The organism is Paenibacillus sp. 1182 (assembly GCF_017833915.1).
GTDB classification, from domain to species: Bacteria; Bacillota; Bacilli; order Paenibacillales; family Paenibacillaceae; genus Paenibacillus; species Paenibacillus polymyxa_D.
In genome coordinates, this window is sequence record NZ_JAFICR010000001.1 from 22,406 (window position 1) to 36,169 (window position 13,764).

Here is a 13,764-nt window from a genome sequence, read left to right on the forward strand (position 1 = left end):
GCTTTTGCGCGTCCATGGAAGTCCACTACAAAAGGAGGTCTGACTGATGAGTAGTACCATCATTTTGACGGATAGCACGGCTGATATTCCACCGGAATTAGCAGACCGTCTCGGTATAGTCGTTGTACCACTGACAGTGATGTTCGGCAGCACAACTTACCTGGACGGCATTGAGATGTCAGCGGCGCAGTTTTACAGCGAACTGGTACGGGCTGATGAGCTGCCTACGACTTCACAGCCTTCACCAGCCCGTTTTTTGGAGACATACACGACACTATTGGAGCAATACCCTGAGAGCCAGATTATCTCTATCCATTTATCCTCGGGTGTGAGCGGAACGTATCAGTCTGCTCTGCTGGGCAAATCCATGCTGGAGAAGCATGAACATAGAGTGACTGTGGTGGATTCCAAATCAGCTTCATACGGATACGGTATGCTAGTGGTTTATGCGGCAGAGCTGGCGGCAGCCGGGCACTCCCCGGCTGATATTGTTCGGGCTGTGGAACGTCGTGGAGAGCGCCGTTGTTTGTATTTCCTGGTGGATACCCTGCAATACTTACAAAAAGGCGGACGTATTGGTAAGGCAGCGGCAATGGTGGGCACGTTGCTTAACATTAAGCCGATACTTTCGATTGACAAAGAAGGCATTATTTATTCAGTTGATAAGGCGAGAGGGCATAAAAAAGCGACAGCGAGAATTATTGAACTACTGGAGCGGGACTTAAAAGGCCAAAAAATTAATATTGCTGTGGGCCATACGGCAGATCGCTCAGTGGCAGAAGCGTTCGTGGCTCAGCTGGCAGAGCATTTTGAGCTAGGAGATCGAATATATACTGAACTTGGCGCTGTGATTGGGACCCATGTAGGGCCAGGAACGATTGGCATTTTTGTGTGGCCGGCCGGAGATGAGAGGTAATATGCTGCAATTGGATCAAATACCTTTAAAACAAATACATGGCGTGAGTGCTCTCAAAGAGGGAGAGCTTCACGCTTTTGGCATTTTTAACATACAGGATATGCTGGAGTATTATCCGTTTCGGTATGAAGATTACCGACTGCGCTCGCTAAGCGAAGTGAAGGACGGAGATAAGATTACGGTACAAGCCAAAATTATGGGCATTCCAGTGCTTCAGCGTTACGGGCGCAAATCAAGGTTGACTTGTAAATTGATGGCCGAGGATTGGATGTTTACCGCAACGTGGTTTAATCGGCATTTCATGAAGGAACAGCTAACCTCAGGTCGTGAAATTGTGGTGACTGGTAAATGGGACCTCAAACGTATGCAGATGACTGTTGCAGATTCTGAGTTTCCTGATAAAGGAGTAGCCCGCTCGGGGACACTTCAACCGGTGTACTCTATAGGCGGCAAGATCACCCAAAGCTGGATGCGAAAAATAATGAACCAGACGCTCCAGCAGTTTGGTGAAATGATCCCCGAAATATTGCCTGAGTTGCTTGTACGCAAATATAGTATGATGCCGCGCAAGCAGGCTATTGCGGGTATACACCAGCCTCAGGACAACCGCGAGGGGCAAGAGGCTCGTCGGCGGATGGTGTATGAGGAACTGTTTTTATTTCAGCTGAAAATGCAGGCATTCCGGGCGTTAAATCGCGGTCGTGCGGACGGGGTGGTACATACGGTGGATAACGCCACGATTCGTGAATTTGTAAGGGCTTTGCCTTTTGAATTAACGGATGCACAGAAGAAGGTAGAGCTTGAAATACTGCACGATCTACGCTCACCTAATTGTATGAACCGTCTGCTTCAGGGGGATGTTGGGTCAGGTAAAACAGTTGTTGCTGCCATCGGTTTATTTGCCACAGTACGTTCCGGTTTTCAGGGAGCGCTGATGGTGCCAACCGAAATATTGGCCGAGCAGCACATGCGATCGCTTCACAAGCTGTTTGAGCCCTTTGGAATCAGCGTTGGTCTACTGACTGGGAGTACAACCGGGAAGAAGCGTAAGGAACTGCTAGCTGCTCTCCAAATGGGTCTGCTGGACATTGTAGTAGGCACCCATGCTCTCATTCAGGAGGATGTATATTTTCGTCAGCTTGGGCTTGTTGTAACGGATGAGCAGCATAGATTCGGAGTGAACCAGCGAAGTGTACTGCGTCGCAAAGGCTATAATCCCGATGTGCTGACGATGACGGCCACACCGATCCCTCGTACGCTGGCCATCACTGCGTTTGGCGATATGGATGTTTCTACGTTGTCAGAGCGGCCGAAGGGGCGTATTCCAATTTCCACCTATTGGGTGAAGCACGAACTGATGGATCGGGTACTTGGTTTTATTTCCCGCGAGGTAGACCAGGGACGGCAGGCTTATCTGATTTGTCCGTTGATTGAAGAGTCGGAGAAGCTAGACGTACAGAATGCCATCGATTTGCATATTCAAATGCAGCAGGCTTTTCCACATTACCGCGTTGGGCTATTACATGGACGAATGACTCCCGCAGAAAAGGAAGAAGTTATGCGTTCTTTCTATGCGAATGAAATTCAGTTGCTCGTTTCAACGACGGTTGTGGAGGTAGGGGTAGACGTTCCCAATGCGACACTAATGATCATTATGGATGCGGATCGTTTTGGACTATCCCAGTTACATCAATTACGTGGACGAGTCGGACGGGGTGCACATGCCTCGTATTGCGTATTGATCGCTGACCCTAAGTCGGAGGTTGGTCAGGAGCGGATGAAGGTTATGACCGATACGGACGATGGTTTTGAGGTGGCTAGACGCGATCTGGATTTGAGGGGGCCGGGTGACTTTTTTGGTACCAAGCAGAGTGGGCTACCCGAGTTTCGTTTAGCAGATATGGTAGCGGATTTTGAGGTGCTGGAAAAGGCGCGTGAGGATGCAACTGATCTGATCAAGGATGCGTCCTTTTGGACATCTCCGCAGTATGAAGCATTGCGCGGTTATTTGCAAAAAGAGCAGATTTTTCAGGGGGATCTCATCGATTAATCCACCATGAATTATGAGATTGTTTTAAACGTTTTAAACAGATAGGCACAATGGACAGGCTGGCCGTCATATATTTGGGAATGACCGAATGATATGGGAGGTGTGGCAACATTGAGCTATCAGCAATATGGAATCAGTCCGCAACTGGTGGAGCGGATTAAGTTGAAAATGAAGAATCGTGCGCTCAAGGAGCGGGTTAAGCAGCAGATTGAAGGTGTGACTAAAGCGGACCTGCAAAATAAAGCTAAGGTGCGTCATCTTGTGAAGTCCACTTCTGCTATTTTAAACGAGCGTTTGACGGCTGCGCAGGAGGAGCAATTGACCGCCTTCGTATTGGCACAAAAAATTGATCCGTCCAATACATTTCATCTAATCAAGCTGTGGGGAATGTTCCGTTGATTGCTATTTGAAGAGGTGCTTCAAAGCGTTCTCCATGTTTTTTTGTGAAGCACAGATAAAAAAAGGATTGCCTGATATCAGGCGATCCTTTTTGGTTTGTTTTAGTTCATTCCCCGGGCAATAGCTAGTGTGCACTTATCATGAGACTTTTTATTTGTAATGACCGCCAATTTTGATAGAGCGTTCCATGGCCTGCCCGGCATCTGTTAACGATGATGCTCGCATGATGATGGACTGACCATACCGATCCTTTAAAGTGTCCGTCACCTTTTCCAAAGCACGGGATCGCTCCTGATCCTCAAATAAATCCAACTGATATAGTTGATCATCCACCAATCCGCTTAAAGTAACCCCTGCGCGCTTCACGGGCATATGATTCCAAAAAGTATAAAAGATTTTTTTAACGGTTTCATATACTTTTTGGGTATGGTTTGTAGGATCGGGTATCTTCATTTGTCGGGAGAACCCAGTTGGTGCCTCGTAGGGACTGCATATACAATGAACAGTCACAACTGAGCCCATATATCCTTTGCGGCGGGCGTCCCGACACACCTCTTCTGTTAGTTCAAGCAGGATGGTTTCCACTTCCGCAGGCTGGAGATAGTCGCGGGGAAGAGTCATCATATGACCGATGGATTTGGGAGGTGTATTAAATGTTTCCGGCTTGACCGGGCTGTGATCGATCCCGTTAGCAGTCCGCCATATCACCTCTGCCTGAATATCGGACTGCTTGCCGAAATGAGACCGGAATCTGTCCTGTAGCCGGGGTAAGGGGGTACGTGCGATATCTCCAATGGTGTGTAGTCCAAGCTTCTCCAAATGCCGTTCCATACGCGAACCAATGCCGAACATAAGACGTACTGGCTGAGGCCACAGCAACGCTGCAATATCGGATGTAGGCAACAAGAAAATGCCACTGTCATTTTTTTTAGCCCATATATCTGTCGCGGTTTTAGCCAGCATTTTGTTGGAGCTGATGCCAATTCGAATCCATACTCCTGTTTGTGCCAGTACCTTTTGCTGAATTTCACTTGCAATACTCACCGGATCTCCGAACAGAGAGAGACTTCCGCTCATATCCAGAAACTGTTCATCAATGCTGAAAACTTCAACCAAATCCGTATATTCATTATAGATTTCTGTTATTTTTAATGAGACATCGATATAATGCTGCATACGCGGGCGTACAATGATAAGGTCAGGACATTTTTTCACCGCTTCTCCCAGACGTTCTGCTGTAGATATACCGTATTTTTTGGCCAGCGGACATGCAGCTAAAATAATGCCTGAACGAAGTGCAGGGTCACCGGCCACAACGAGTGGCTTATGTTGGTATTTGGGATCATCTGCTTTTTCGATGCTGGTATAAAAACTTTGGCAGTCCGATAAGAATATGGTTCTATTTCTGCGTTCCTTCAAAAATTCGACCTCCTCTCCTGATAGGTGTTGATCATCCTACCAAAATATTCTTGAATGTATACTCTTATAGTAGTATTATATACAGAACAAGTGTTCCTAATACAAATGTATTTTTTGGAACGTTAGAGTTTACGTAAAACCTAACATGGCGTATCATAATATCTTGAGCAAAAACAAGTTGGAAATGAATGAATATTGAGGGGAGAAAACCATTTTTATGAACCCAAAACGTCGACCATCATCTCAAAAACGCAGTAGGTGGCGTATTTTTGGCAGAGTTTTGCTAATTAATATCAAGTGGTTCTCGTTTGCGGGTGTACTTGGATTGCTATTTGCTGGAGGTCTTATATCCGGCTATGTAGCGGCACTGGTTCATGATGAACCTGTACGATCACGTCAGTTGATATATGAAAAGGTAAATGAGAACGCTCTGACCAGCTTTGTATTTTTTAATGATCAGGTAACTCCGGTTGGAAGAATGCGCATGGAGGAGGATCGACAGCTCGTTGATCTGAAGGATGTCCCTCAGTCGATTGTGGACGCCCTCATTTCAACGGAAGACAGCCAATTTTATGAGCACCGTGGTGTGGATTTAAAGGGAACAGCTCGTGCCGTTAAGCAGAAGCTTTTGAATGAAAACCGCCAAACAGGCGGCAGCACACTGACGCAGCAGGTAGCCCGAAGGGTTTTTCTCAGTCTGGATAAGACGGACAGCCGCAAGGTGAAGGAAATGCTGCTAGCATTGCGTATGGAACGGTTTATGGGCAAGGATAAAATATTAACGGCTTACTTAAACAAAATGCCTTTTGGTAATGGTTCCGCTGGTTACAATTTATATGGAATCAAGTCTGCTTCGTTAGGAATTTTCAATGTAAGTGATCTACATAAGCTTCATATTGCTCAGGCGGCTTATTTGGCAGGTCTCCCGCAACTGCCATCTGTTTATTCCGCTTTTGATGGTAAAGGGAACTTTGATGAAGAAGGCTTCAATAAAGCGATGGAGCGTCAACGTGTCGTGTTGGGAAGAATGCTGGCAACAGGTAAACTTACGCTATCCGAATATAATGAGGCGCTTCAATTTGATGTGAAAGCCACTCTTGCGCCACATCGCGAAAAAAGTTATAACACATTCCCTTATTTGATGCTGGAGACAGAGCGGGAAGCGGCCCAATTGTTAGCGCTCCAGCAAAATCCGGATATCACGCCAGCCGAAATTTCCAAGCCTGAGCATGCCGAGCTTCTTCAAAATACGCGAGAAGAGTTGCAAAGGTCCGGATATCGAATTTATACAACGATAAATAAGAAAATTTATAATAATATGCGGCAGATTGCAGCCAATCCACAAAACTTTTCTCCATACAGTAAGAAGAAGGGATTAGAGCAGATTGCAGCAATCATGATTGATCATAAAACAGGGGCTGTACTTGGTATGATCGAGGGCAGAGATTTTAATACCGAGCAAATGAACTATGCAACTCAAATGACACGTCAGCCCGGTTCTGCCATGAAGCCTATTGCTGCTTATTTACCTGCTTTGGAAAAAGGCTACACTCAGCCAGCCGGTCTTATTGATGATTCACAAATCATATTGAAAGACGGACGTAAAGGTTATCATATTCCTAAAAATTATAACAGACGGTACGAGGGGCTTATGACAGCCCGTGAAGCACTCAATCGGTCAATCAACATCCCTGCGCTGAGGCTGTTCTTATATGAAGTTAAAATTCCTAACGCTTGGAATTTTGTGCGTTCTCTTGGAATTACGACGATTCAGCCGCAGGATGAACATGCTCAGACAGGGGTTTTGGGTGGACTAAGTAAAGGGGTATCCGTCGAGGAACTGACCGCAGCATATGGAACGATTCCCAATATGGGTGTATATAATGCACCTCATCTGATCAGCAAAATTACGGATGCCAACGGGAAGATCGTATATGAATTTAAACCGCAGACGAGACGTGTATATTCGCAGCAAACCGCATTTTTGATGACGGATATGCTCAAAACGGTTATATCAGATCCGAGGGGAACTGGCAAACGTCTGCAAAATACTTTTAAAAGCTACGGTGACATTGATATCGCCGGTAAAACCGGTACGACACAAAACTTTGGTGATGTGTGGTTTATGGGGTACACACCTGACGTTACACTAGGCGTCTGGGCTGGTTACCGCCAACAGGTTAATACATTATCTCAAGAAGGTCATTCCAGAGCACAGTCAGTGTGGGCACTGATCATGAATGAGGCGGTCAAGGACCAGCCTGAGCTTTTTAAGAATAAGCACTTTATACAGCCGGAAGGTGTTGTAAGAGTTACGGTTTCTAGCCTTACAGGTAAGCTACCAGGGCGTTATTCCCGTCAATCGGGTCAACTCGTGACTGACTGGTTTAATCAAAAATATGTGCCTACCGAGGTTGGAAGAGAACAGATTCCGCGTTCTGCTAGACCAGTGGTCCCATCCAAACCAGATATCAAGGAAAAAGCAGTCCCAGAGGTTGAGGTCCCTGCAATAGATCAAGAGAAAATTCCACCAGAGGAAACGGATCCTGCTGTTCCTGACGCAGACACAGAGGTAGATATGCCTGATGAGAACAATGATGTGCCATCAACAGATACTTCGCAACCTTCTGTTGAAAATGAACAGGAGACTCCTTCTGAATCGGAAAGCCAGAGTGAGACTCCAAAAAACCAATCTGACGAAGTTACTTATCCAGAAATAATATCTGATCAACCCAAAAACTAAACGACAGGAACGGTTTAGTTTAAAATGCCGTTCCCAACAATGTCTACAGTGACCTGCGGATGAAAACGAACATTGGGGTATTCTTCATTCCAATCTACACTTTTCCATACTACTGGATGATGAGCGATCAACTGTCTGTCTACGCCAAAGGCATCACATCCATTTTCCTGATTGCTTTGAGGATCATCTACAGTCTCTAGCGTTTGCGACAACACGCCTTCAGGAGTGAGATCATAAGCTGATGCATTTGCCAATCGGGCATCCTTCAAATTGTTCTGATCCCAGCAGCCTGTTATAAATATGAGTAGAGCCAGCATTCCAAGCGCTCTGCTCTTTTTTATGTTTCAGGCCCCTCCTTTTTTTTGAAGAGATAGGATAGAATTAGCAGCGGAAAAAGGGAACACAATTAGCGGGAAATAAGTAAAATTATTGGGCGTAGAACCAATTCCTAGTTATTATTTGATGATATGCGCCAGCTCTAACGGCAAAATAGCTGGATGAAAAGTAATCGTCGCAATGTAAATGGCAAGCAGCGTAAAAGTGATTAAAAAGCTCGTCATTCGAATCGTTCTTAGAAATGAACTAATAATCCAACGAGCGTGATAATCGTCTGGGCTTTGGTAAAATGCAGAAAAAGAGATGGGAGCTATTAGAGTAGTTGGGCTACCATCAACCAAAATCGCAATCCGTCCCTCCATTAGATTGGCGGTCACACGATCCGGTCGTTCCGTCTGAGCTATTGAGGGAAGAGAATAAGAATTGTCCTCCTTAAATTCTTGAATAAAAACGGGAGGGAGCGCCATATCGGAGGAGATTGCTTTAATTCTCGTTTTCACTGCTTTCACCAGCTCAGGATTAGCCAAGTCTTGAACATAGACAATAACGATTTTAGTTCGGGTTTTAGATCCCACATAAAGAGCGTACAACCAGTGACGGGGTGACAATTTGTTTGCGAATCAGATTCAGATTGATGGATAACTGCTCAAACATTTCTGTTTAATTCAACGGAAGCTGCGTCATGTCCAGCCAAGAGAGCACCTCCTTTTGGATGAGATAGGCATAATGTGTGCCCAATGGACTGAGTTTATCCATGATCTGGTGACTTATCCATTCTTGAATCACCAGATTACAAGGAGGCTTAATCTTGCGTCGGATCAATTCCTAGATAGTGTCCCAGTTTCCGCCGGACCTCGCTGCGAGCAAAGGACGAAAGCATGAAAAATCGCCTTTGATAGCCACGGCATACATACAAAACCTCTACGCCTTCATGATTTCGGATTTCGCTGTAAATTTTAATTCCTAGTGTTTTCATTCGCGCTTTTGTCTCTGCTAATTGAACAGCTACGCGCTGTTGTACTCCAGTCAGGCTACGAACATACAAATCGGGCATTTTTAGAGGAGAGGTATTTATAATATGAATGTCTCGTTCCAGCACATCCAGAACAAGAGTTAAAAGTACACACATCTTGACCAGCCCTGTGTCTTCTTCAGAAGGTAAAGGAGCTTTGCTCTTGTGGTTCAGTATCTTTTGGCTTGGCATAAAAATCTCCTTTACTCCGAGTAAGAATACAATATATAATCAGTATATAGAACGTATGTTCTATTTATACCTCATCATAGGAATTTTTCCATGGTTAAAGCAATCATCAATTATTGGAAAAGTGATGGGGAGCGATACCCATGTGCCATTATGTAAAGAATCTTACGTTTATCGCCAATGACAGTCAAACAGAGTTTATGTTAAGCTAATGGATAAAAACTTACATAAAAGGGGAGATCGTTCTGACTGCGGTCAGCCTTTACTATTTAACTTAAGAAAGTGGAGAAAGAAGGTATACATATTGTCACGTTCGTTATATGCAGCTTTATTACTGTTGAGCCTCATTTGGGGCGGTTCGTTTATGTTTATCAAGGTGTTGTTGCTACATCAGGTAGGGCCGTGGACTATTGTATTTCTCAGGTCCAGCTTTGGGCTTATTTTTATTGTCTTGTTAATGATACTTATGCGCAGGCCGTTTAAAATCAAAAGCATTCCGTGGAAATCGGTTACTCTGGTAGCTTCGGTCAACATGGTCTTGCCATGGACATTGATCGGTTTTAGCGAGACCAGAATAGCTAGCAGCATGGCTTCTGTATTGAATGCTACCACGCCCATATGGACCATGTTGGTGGGGCTTGTTTTTTTCGGAGCTATTTTTCATCGAATGCAGTGGTTAGGAATGGGTCTCGCTTTTGTAGGAATTATTATTTTATTGGGTATTAATCCTGCATCTATTATTTCTGTTGATCCTGTGGGTTTTGGGTGTATGCTGCTTGCGACTCTTTGCTACGGATTTGGAACACAGCTCTCCAAACGTTTTCTTTCCAATCTTTCCATGTATCAGGCTACCTTTGCGACACTGCTTGGTGCGGCGGTAGGGGGTGGCATTATGATGGCAATGGTGGAGAGACCTGATTTGTCGATTGTTTCTGATTCAGGTGTATTGGGTTCTCTTATAGGACTGGGAGTTTTGGGATCAGGAGTAGCATATATTTTGTTCAACTACATGATTTTGCGGGGGAGTGCGGAATTTGCTTCTTCGGTGACGTATTTTGTACCAGTAAGTGCCATTGTATGGGGCTTTTTGCTCTTGAATGAACATATCGGCTGGAACGTTCTAACCGGGCTGGTCCTTATACTTGGAGGAGTGTTTATGGCCAATCAGCGTAGAACCGCCAAATTAAGTGGATAATAATCTAAACAAAAATAAAATACGATTTGGGTTATATTAAATGTACATTCGCCAAACCTTCGGTATAATGCGTTAATTCACACATACAATAAAGCATGCTCACGCATAAAATAAAATATGGTGCAGCAAAAAAGCAAGCTGTTTAGCAGGTGACAAGGTGTGGTATAATAAATTATAGAATTATATGTACCACAGAAATGTCGGAGTTTTATTCCACAAAAGAAAGGATCAGGATACCATGTGTCCCCGAAGGATACTTCCCCAAAGGACGATTTGGAAACGATTTGATCTGTCTTATACTTAGCTTTTCCGCGGAGTAACGTCAAGTTGCGAAAGCCAACTCTGCGGAAGAGGGGATTGTACATGCGAAGGACCAAGTCCTCCAGGCACATCTTACCTGGTAGTTTCCGTAAGAGTGGGTTCATCCACATCAAACTTACGAGAAACCGAGGGAGCCTGTATGAGGAAAACTTACGAATCTATCGTGAACAATGGAGCATTGAGACAGATTGCTGTCATGTTGCTCGGAACATGCATTTTAGCTTTTACGTACTATCACATTAATGCCCAAAATCATTTGTCAGAAGGCGGATTTGCAGGCTTGGCCCTGCTGGGACATTACGCGTTTGGCATATCTCCAGCATGGAGTATGTTGCTGCTTGATATTCCCGTCATATTGCTGGCATGGGTACTGAAGGGCAAAAGATTTATGCTGCTTGCGTTAATCGGAGCCGTCGCTTTTTCACTGTTTTATGCAGGATTTGAGAAGTATTCGACTCTGGTTATAGATCTACATGGAAATCTGCTGATAGCTGCTCTACTTTGTGGGGTGCTTACAGGTTTGGGAGCCGGAATCGTACTGCGATTCGGTGGAGCAACCGGGGGCGATGATATCTTATCTCTGCTGATCAGTGAGTGGCGCGGGTGGAAAATCGGCAACGTGTTTATTGTCAGTGACATCATCGTACTGGGATTATCACTCTTGTATCTGCCTATGAAGGAAACAATGTTTACAATACTGGCTGTGTGGCTTGCCGGAAAAATAATTACATGGACGACCACGTTCCAACTGCACCGACCTGTGAAAAAGGTACTGCCAGCGGCTATTCCCGCTAAAAAGGTAGTTGCCAAAACAGTGCCGGTCGTCCACAGCCTTCGTCAATAAGGAAAGGGTGTTACGTTAGGAGAGAAATCTTCTTACGTAACACCCTTTCGCTGTATTCAGCTTCTATCAGGAAGGTTTTAAAGTAGACTGAATGCGTCCGTTTTATATTTTTTCTACTGTTTCTCATCTTGCTCGGCTGGATGATTATCGTTCCATTCCTCGGCTTGGGAAGTGGCAATCGCAATCGAGCGACCTTCTTCGTAGCCGTCACGGAGTAGAGCGTTAGCAATATCAACGGCTTTTTCTCGCACACGAGGTTCCAGGTTTTTCATGGATGGAGGGTAATCATGTTTGTTCCAAGGCATAGTTGCACACTCCTTATAGCAGATGATGTACTATGTATTACCCGTTGTAGGATTAAACAAACGGAAATCAAAGAAATGAATATATTGTAAAATGTATCTTGAGAAAAAGCGTATAATGGTGTGCAGAATACCAGAAAAAGGAGTGAAGCATTTGCTTGCCTGGGGTTTTGTTTTTTTGCTGACTATCATCATTCATACTACAGATAGCTTGTCCTATGCTCTGCGGCTTGGTGGTTTGCGAGCGCGTCGGATTGGATTAGCGTTAACCGTTGCGGGAATGCTGCTGTTGGTTTCACGCACCTCTAACATGGCGCAGGGGCCTTTACTCGGAGGGATGGTCGATCAGGCTAAAGCAGCAGCACAAGTGGGCGGAACGAATATTAGACTGGAACTATATATGCATGGGGTACTGCTGGCAGCAACCGTTGGAACCATACTTGCTATATTACTGTATCCAACAGTGGTACGCATGTCAGCCAGATGGATTGTGCATTTGGAGCATACCGGATCTATTCCGGCTTTGGTGCGTCATTTAATGCTGCGAAGTCGCTGGAAACATGCAGGCTACTACATAAAACGTCCCACCTGGTCTATGCTTACTTCATTGATTAGCGGAGCGATACCCAAACGTCTAATTATTCTGAATATAACCGTTACTGCGATTTATACAACAGGAGTAGTATCTGCTTTATATGCTTCATTCCTGTGGCCTGCACAAGGTACAGCAATGTCAATGTCGTCAGGTCTAATCAATGGCGTTGCAACGGTATTATTGACCTTGTTAATTGATCCAAGATTGGCGGTACTGTCGGAGAAAACGCTACGAGGGGAGCTACCCTTAACTCGGATGAACAGTATGTACGGCTGGATGATCATGTCGCGTTTGGCAGGTACTTTATTAGCTCAGCTATTGCTAGTACCGTTAGCAATTTGGCTTGGATGGGTAATGAGTTAATTGCTAGCTTTCGTAATGATGTGCTGCTGTCATATCCCAAAAAAAGGCTGACCCGTGATCATCTATTAAAGATAGATCGCGGGTCAGCTCCAATGATTTTATGGATACTTACTGTTCAAATAATGACTTATATGCTCCGTATCCTTCACGTTCCAAGTCTGCTTGAGGCACGAAGCGGAGCGCGGCGGAATTGATGCAATAACGCAGACCATCTGGACCTGGACCATCATCGAATACATGCCCTAAATGGGAGTCAGCTTCGCGACTTCGCACCTCGGTACGGATCATAAAATGGCTGAGATCGGTTTTTTCTTTGACATTATAGCTGCGCAGCGGACGGGTAAAGCTGGGCCAACCGCAACCTGCATCATATTTGTCCAATGAACTGAACAAGGGCTCTCCTGATACGATATCTACGTAAATGCCTTCACCCTCATGATCCCAAAACTCATTTTGAAAAGGACGCTCGGTCGCGTTTTTTTGTGTTACTTCGTATTGAATAGGCGTCAGCCGATCTTTAAGATCGGATTTATCAATCTTGCCAGACCAATTTTGTTCGATAAAATCTTCACGTCCCGAACCTTTGCGGTAGCGTTTGTAATGAACGGGGTTTTTCTTATGGTAGTCCTGATGATATTCTTCTGCTTCATAAAAAGTGGTCGCAGGCAGGATCGGTGTAGCAATGGGCTTGTCGAAGCGGCCACTTTGAGCCAAAGCTTCTTTAGAAGCTTCTGCCTTGATTCGCTGCTCTTCATTATGATAGAAAATAACCGTTTGGTAAGATGAACCTCTATCGTGAAACTGTCCACCTTCATCCGTCGGATCAATCTGCTGCCAGAATAGCTCCAACAGTTTTTCATACGGGAAAACTTGTGGATCAAATGTAATCTGTACGGCTTCCACATGCCCCGTTGTTTCAGAGCATACCTCTTCATAGGTAGGATTTTCGGTATGTCCCCCTGTGTATCCAGATCTAACCTTCAAAATACCGGGTAATTCCTCAAAAGGGGAAACCATGCACCAGAAGCAGCCACCTGCAAAAGTTGCTTTTTCTACCGTGTGTGGATTGTTGGTGCTCAT

At 44.9% G+C, this 13,764-nt stretch carries 13 protein-coding genes; 7 read left to right on the forward strand and 6 right to left on the reverse strand.

Going from position 1 to position 13,764, the window contains the following annotated elements; all coding sequences use genetic code 11:
- Positions 1 to 46: 46 nt before the first annotated feature.
- The 3 genes from JOD82_RS00105 (at position 47) to JOD82_RS00115 (ending at position 3,365) form a co-directional block, all read left to right on the forward strand.
- Positions 47 to 916 (forward strand): DegV family protein, encoded by an 870-nt coding sequence (locus tag JOD82_RS00105; RefSeq protein ID WP_069012745.1) that lies wholly within the window; start codon positions 47 to 49, stop codon positions 914 to 916.
- Position 917: 1 nt separating this feature from the next.
- A complete protein-coding gene (recG, locus tag JOD82_RS00110) occupies positions 918 to 2,966 on the forward strand; it encodes an ATP-dependent DNA helicase RecG (RefSeq protein WP_069012744.1) in 2,049 nt (682 codons plus the stop codon).
- A 111-nt stretch (positions 2,967 to 3,077) separates the two neighbouring features.
- Positions 3,078 to 3,365, forward strand: a complete 288-nt coding sequence (locus JOD82_RS00115; RefSeq protein WP_013310877.1) for a stage VI sporulation protein F — start codon at positions 3,078 to 3,080, stop codon at positions 3,363 to 3,365.
- 150 nt (positions 3,366 to 3,515) lie between these two features.
- Here the strand turns inward: JOD82_RS00115 and JOD82_RS00120 are convergent, their stop codons facing one another.
- Positions 3,516 to 4,784 carry a DNA polymerase IV gene (locus JOD82_RS00120; protein ID WP_029517212.1) on the reverse strand — a complete coding sequence of 423 codons (1,269 nt, stop codon included), beginning with the start codon at positions 4,782 to 4,784 and terminating at the stop codon, positions 3,516 to 3,518.
- 217 nt (positions 4,785 to 5,001) lie between these two features.
- On the opposite strand from JOD82_RS00120, the gene JOD82_RS00125 reads away from it, so the two are divergent.
- On the forward strand, positions 5,002 to 7,527 hold the full coding sequence (locus tag JOD82_RS00125) for a transglycosylase domain-containing protein (RefSeq protein WP_069012743.1): 2,526 nt from the start codon (positions 5,002 to 5,004) through the stop codon (positions 7,525 to 7,527).
- A 14-nt stretch (positions 7,528 to 7,541) separates the two neighbouring features.
- Here the strand turns inward: JOD82_RS00125 and JOD82_RS28910 are convergent, their stop codons facing one another.
- From JOD82_RS28910 to JOD82_RS00140, 3 genes are all read right to left on the reverse strand, one after another.
- Complete coding sequence (locus JOD82_RS28910) at positions 7,542 to 7,844, reverse strand: Ger(x)C family spore germination C-terminal domain-containing protein (protein WP_069012742.1); 303 nt, start codon at positions 7,842 to 7,844, stop codon at positions 7,542 to 7,544.
- Positions 7,845 to 7,982: 138 nt separating this feature from the next.
- Complete coding sequence (locus JOD82_RS00135) at positions 7,983 to 8,438, reverse strand: spore germination protein (protein WP_256026139.1); 456 nt, start codon at positions 8,436 to 8,438, stop codon at positions 7,983 to 7,985.
- A gap of 227 nt (positions 8,439 to 8,665) precedes the next feature.
- On the reverse strand, positions 8,666 to 9,067 hold the full coding sequence (locus tag JOD82_RS00140; RefSeq protein WP_069012741.1) for a YhjD family protein: 402 nt from the start codon (positions 9,065 to 9,067) through the stop codon (positions 8,666 to 8,668).
- A gap of 301 nt (positions 9,068 to 9,368) precedes the next feature.
- Between JOD82_RS00140 and JOD82_RS00145 the strand changes: the two genes are divergently transcribed.
- Both JOD82_RS00145 and JOD82_RS00150 read left to right on the forward strand, forming a co-directional pair.
- The gene (locus JOD82_RS00145; protein ID WP_029517216.1) at positions 9,369 to 10,259 is read left to right on the forward strand and encodes a DMT family transporter; all 891 of its coding nucleotides are present in this window, start codon (positions 9,369 to 9,371) and stop codon (positions 10,257 to 10,259) included.
- A 460-nt stretch (positions 10,260 to 10,719) separates the two neighbouring features.
- Positions 10,720 to 11,424 (forward strand): YitT family protein, encoded by a 705-nt coding sequence (locus JOD82_RS00150; RefSeq protein WP_029517217.1) that lies wholly within the window; start codon positions 10,720 to 10,722, stop codon positions 11,422 to 11,424.
- 113 nt (positions 11,425 to 11,537) lie between these two features.
- Here JOD82_RS00150 and JOD82_RS00155 read toward each other — a convergent pair whose 3' ends face one another.
- The gene (locus JOD82_RS00155; RefSeq protein ID WP_029517218.1) at positions 11,538 to 11,729 is read right to left on the reverse strand and encodes a DUF2188 domain-containing protein; all 192 of its coding nucleotides are present in this window, start codon (positions 11,727 to 11,729) and stop codon (positions 11,538 to 11,540) included.
- Between the two features lie 151 nt (positions 11,730 to 11,880).
- Here JOD82_RS00155 and JOD82_RS00160 point away from each other — a divergent pair, with 151 nt between their 5' ends.
- Positions 11,881 to 12,684: a lipid II flippase Amj family protein gene (locus tag JOD82_RS00160; protein ID WP_069012740.1), complete on the forward strand. Its 804-nt coding sequence runs from the start codon at positions 11,881 to 11,883 to the stop codon at positions 12,682 to 12,684.
- Positions 12,685 to 12,792: 108 nt separating this feature from the next.
- Here JOD82_RS00160 and msrA read toward each other — a convergent pair whose 3' ends face one another.
- A complete protein-coding gene (gene msrA, locus JOD82_RS00165; protein ID WP_039270899.1) occupies positions 12,793 to 13,764 on the reverse strand; it encodes a peptide-methionine (S)-S-oxide reductase MsrA in 972 nt (323 codons plus the stop codon).